A 3773-nucleotide genomic window follows, 5' to 3' on the forward strand; every position below is an offset into this window, starting at 1 on the left:
GCTTATTTAGCTGACCGGCGGCTGACGCTGAGAGTTCATTCGGCAGAAAGGGCTGTGGTGATTTCGTAGACGTTTTCGCGAGCAGGCTCGCTCCCACAGGGGATTTGTGTACACCGCTGATTCAGTGTGTGAGCGTGCCTGCTCGCGAAAGGGCCTTCACATTCCACCAACAATTCCCCGCTTCCCCGACACCCGACCCTATGGCAACTTGGCGGCCCTTGATGAGGCCGCAGTCCATGGCAAACCCCTACCGCGAATTATTCACCGCCCCCGGCGCACGAAATTTTGTGCTGGCCGGGATGATCGCGCGCATGCCGATCTCCATGACCGGTATCGGTGTGATCACCATGCTTTCTCAGTTGAAGGGTGGCTATGCGTTGGCCGGTGCGGTGGCAGCGATGTTTGCCTTGGCCACGGCGTTTTGCGCGCCGCAGGTGTCGCGTCTGGTTGACCGTTATGGCCAGCGAAAAATTCTCCCGATATCGGCGTTGATCGGCGGCGGGGCACTGTTGATGTTGCTGCTCTGCACCCGCTTGCAGGCACCGACCTGGACGCTGTTCATCTTCGCCGCGCTGGCCGGGTGCATGCCGAGCATGTCCGCAATGGTGCGGGCGCGCTGGACCGAGATCTATCGTGGCCAGCCGCAATTGCAGACCGCGTATGCGTTGGAATCGGTGCTCGACGAAGTCTGTTTCATCGTCGGCCCGCCGTTGTCGGTGGGGTTATGTGTGGCGGTGTTTCCCGAGGCCGGGCCGTTGGCGGCGTTGCTGGCGCTCGCGATTGGTGTCACGGCGTTCGTCGCCCAGCGCAGCACTGAGCCGGCGGTGCATCCGCAGGAGTCGCATCATCAGGGTTCGATCATTGCATCGACGGACATTCAGCTACTGCTGGCGTTGATGATTGCCATGGGCATCATCGTCGGTGTGATTGATGTGGTCAGCGTCGCGTTTGCCCAGCAGCAAGGGCAGCCGGCGGCGGCGAGCATCGTCTTGTCGGTTTACGCCATCGGCTCGTGCCTGGCCGGTATCGCCTTCGGCGCCATGCGTTCGAAACTGCCGTTGCCGCGGTTGTTTTTGTACGGCGGCGTGGCGACAGCGGTGACGACGTTGCCGCTGTTATTGGCGAGCAATATTTTTGGCTTGTCGGTGGCGGTATTCATCGCCGGGCTGTTTTTTGCGCCGACGCTGATTGTGGCGATGGCGTTGATCGAGCGCATCGTGCCACCAGCCAAACTGACGGAAGGCCTGACCTGGCTGGTGACCGGTTTGAGTATCGGCGTGGCCGTCGGGGCTGCCGGCTCCGGTTGGCTGGTGGACGCTTTCGGTGCGCGCAGCGGTTTCTGGCTGGCGATTGCGGCGGGGGCGGTGGTGCTGGGTTCGGCAATACAGAGTTACCGCCATCTGAAATGAAATTTCCATTGTGGGAGCGAGCCTGCTCGCGAAAGCGGTGTGTCAGGCAACATTCAGATTGAATGTGAAATAGCTTTCGCGAGCAGGCTCGCTCCCACAGGATTTGCAGTGTTACCAGCCCCGTCCCGAGTTGACCCAGAAATTCACTGACAGTGAAGTCGACACCGATTCCACCTGATGGAACCAGCCCTCCGGCAAAAACAGCAAATCCCCAGCCTCCAGCGTTACGCGCAGGAAGGTCACGTCCCGAGCGGCGGGGAAGCGCTCGTAGTCCGGCGCATCGGGGTTGAAATCACAACCATCCAGACCGCCCTTGGGCGCCGTCGACCAGGTGCCCAAGGCTTCACGATGATGCGGCGCAGCGAGGGTGAATTTCTTCTGCCCCCAGACCTGCGCGAAGAGGTTGTCGGTGTCGTCACGATGCAACGGCGTCAACGTGCCTTTCGGCCCGATCCAGATACGCGGCGGAATGAATAACGAGGCGTCGAAGTAGGCCGGGTATTTGATCTGTTGCATCAACTGCGCCGGCAGGATGTTGTTGCCCATGTAGGCGGGTGGTTCGCCATTCGCACCCTTGACCGCCGGTTGATCCAGCGAGGCGATGAAGTCGGCCATCGACGTGGAGCGAAAATCACGTTCGGTGGAGAAGGTCTTCTTCACGTAGTCGCCATGGCGGGTGATGCCTTGCAGCTCGGCGAAATGCACCAGCGATTCTTCACGGCTGAGCTTGAACAGTGGCCAGTCGTGCAGCGCATTGCTGACCACCACCGGAATGCCATTGGGCAGATAGCGGCTGTTGAATTCGGCGACCGACAGATCACTGCGGGCAAGGCGTTCGATGCTGCTTTGGGTCGGCAGGCTGGCGGTGAGTTTTTCACTGAAGCGTGGCGGGGTCGGGTAGCGCTTGTTCATGTCGACTTTTTCCGCCACGGCGCGACCGTGCATCGCATGTTCGATGATCTGCGGCAGCATCGTTGCCAGGCCCATGTTGCCGCCGATCTTCAGGCGCCCGCTGGCGAACAGCTCCTCAACGTTGGCCATGCCGCTCATGATCCCGAGAAAGTCGCGCTCGGCGACTTCAATGGTCACGTCCGGGCTGGCGTGGCGTCCGGGCACGGTGCGGCTGCTGGCCTTGACCTCGGACCAGTAGGCCTGCTGCGGACCAAACACGAATTGAAAAACGCCTTCGATGCCGACGGCGCCGGCATTGGCGAACAGTTTGCCCAGGATGCTCTGCAGGTCCACGGTGATCCCTCATTATTGGTTTTGGCCTGAACAGTTAACGAGCGCCTGTTGGGGGAATTTACTGGTCGATGACTAATTTACCCGGCGTGGGATCCGTCTCTCTCTACAGATGAATTTTTCGAGGAAAGCGTGGTGACCAAGCTGACCCTGCTGTGCCTGCCGTATTCCGGCGCCAGTGCCATGGTCTACAGCCGCTGGCGGCCGAAACTGCCGCAGTGGCTACACTTGCAACCGGTTGAGCTGCCGGGACGTGGCGCACGTTTTGGTGAGCCGCTGCACACCGACATGCGTGGGCTGGCGATGCAGCTGGCCAAGGAATTGCGTCCGACACTCAACGCGCCTTATGCGCTGTTCGGCCACAGCCTGGGCGCGTTGCTGGCCTGCGAAATGGCGCACGCCCTGCGTGCGCTGGGTTGCCCGGAACCGGTGGCGCTGTTCGCTTCCGGCACGGCGGCGCCGACCCTGCGTGCCGATTACGATCGCGGCTTTGCCGAGCCCAAGACCGACGCCGAGTTGATCGAACAACTGCGCACGCTCAATGGCACCAGCGAGGAAGTGCTGGCCAACGAAGAGCTGATGAGCCTGACCTTGCCGATCCTGCGCGCGGATTTTCAACTGTGCGGCAAGTTCGAGCCGCTGGCGCGACCGCTGCTCAACTGCCCGGTGCATGTGCTTGGCGGCAAGGCTGATCGCGCCACCACTGAACAATTGATCGGCTGGAGCAAGGAAACCCGCGGCAGTTTTTCGGTGAACATGCTCGCCGGCGGGCACTTCTTTATTCATGAGCATGAAGCCAAAGTGCTCAAGGTGATCAAGGATCAGCTCGATGTGCATCATCGCCGCCACGCCATGGTCGCGACTGCCTGAACACTACGCGGTGCCCTCCTGTAGGAGCTGCCGCAGGCTGCGATCCTTTGATCCTGAGCTTTAAAACAGGATCAAAAGATCGCAGCCTCGTTTCACTCGTCAGCTCCTACAGGGGTTGTGTTGACGACAGATAACCTTCGTTATACCTCCCGCCTGACAGTTCTTCTCATTCGCTAATTTTTCCGGTCTGCATTCGTTTTATAGGGACGACGTGCCTTTGTGCTTCCTGCCTATTGATCCGGATGCTGAGAA

The 3773-nt window shown here is 60.3% G+C and carries 3 protein-coding genes; 2 read left to right on the forward strand and 1 reads right to left on the reverse strand.

Going from position 1 to position 3773, the window contains the following annotated elements; all coding sequences use genetic code 11:
- Window positions 1–236 precede the first annotated feature (236 nt).
- A complete protein-coding gene (locus QOM10_RS09780; protein ID WP_316917933.1) occupies window positions 237–1409 on the forward strand; it encodes an MFS transporter in 1173 nt (390 codons plus the stop codon).
- A gap of 111 nt (window positions 1410–1520) precedes the next feature.
- Here QOM10_RS09780 and QOM10_RS09785 read toward each other — a convergent pair whose 3' ends face one another.
- A complete protein-coding gene (locus tag QOM10_RS09785; protein ID WP_316917934.1) occupies window positions 1521–2654 on the reverse strand; it encodes a cupin-like domain-containing protein in 1134 nt (377 codons plus the stop codon).
- 129 nt (window positions 2655–2783) lie between these two features.
- Between QOM10_RS09785 and QOM10_RS09790 the strand changes: the two genes are divergently transcribed.
- Window positions 2784–3521, forward strand: a complete 738-nt coding sequence (locus tag QOM10_RS09790; RefSeq protein WP_316917935.1) for a thioesterase II family protein — start codon at window positions 2784–2786, stop codon at window positions 3519–3521.
- Window positions 3522–3773 lie beyond the last annotated feature (252 nt).

Source organism: Pseudomonas sp. P108, from assembly GCF_032613195.1.
Lineage (GTDB): Bacteria > Pseudomonadota > Gammaproteobacteria > Pseudomonadales > Pseudomonadaceae > Aquipseudomonas.

Bases quoted from the DNA above. Each gene is read 5' to 3' on its own strand.
- QOM10_RS09780 (WP_316917933.1), top strand. From the start codon at position 237: ATGGCAAACCCCTACCGCGAATTATTCACCGCCCCCGGCGCACGAAAT.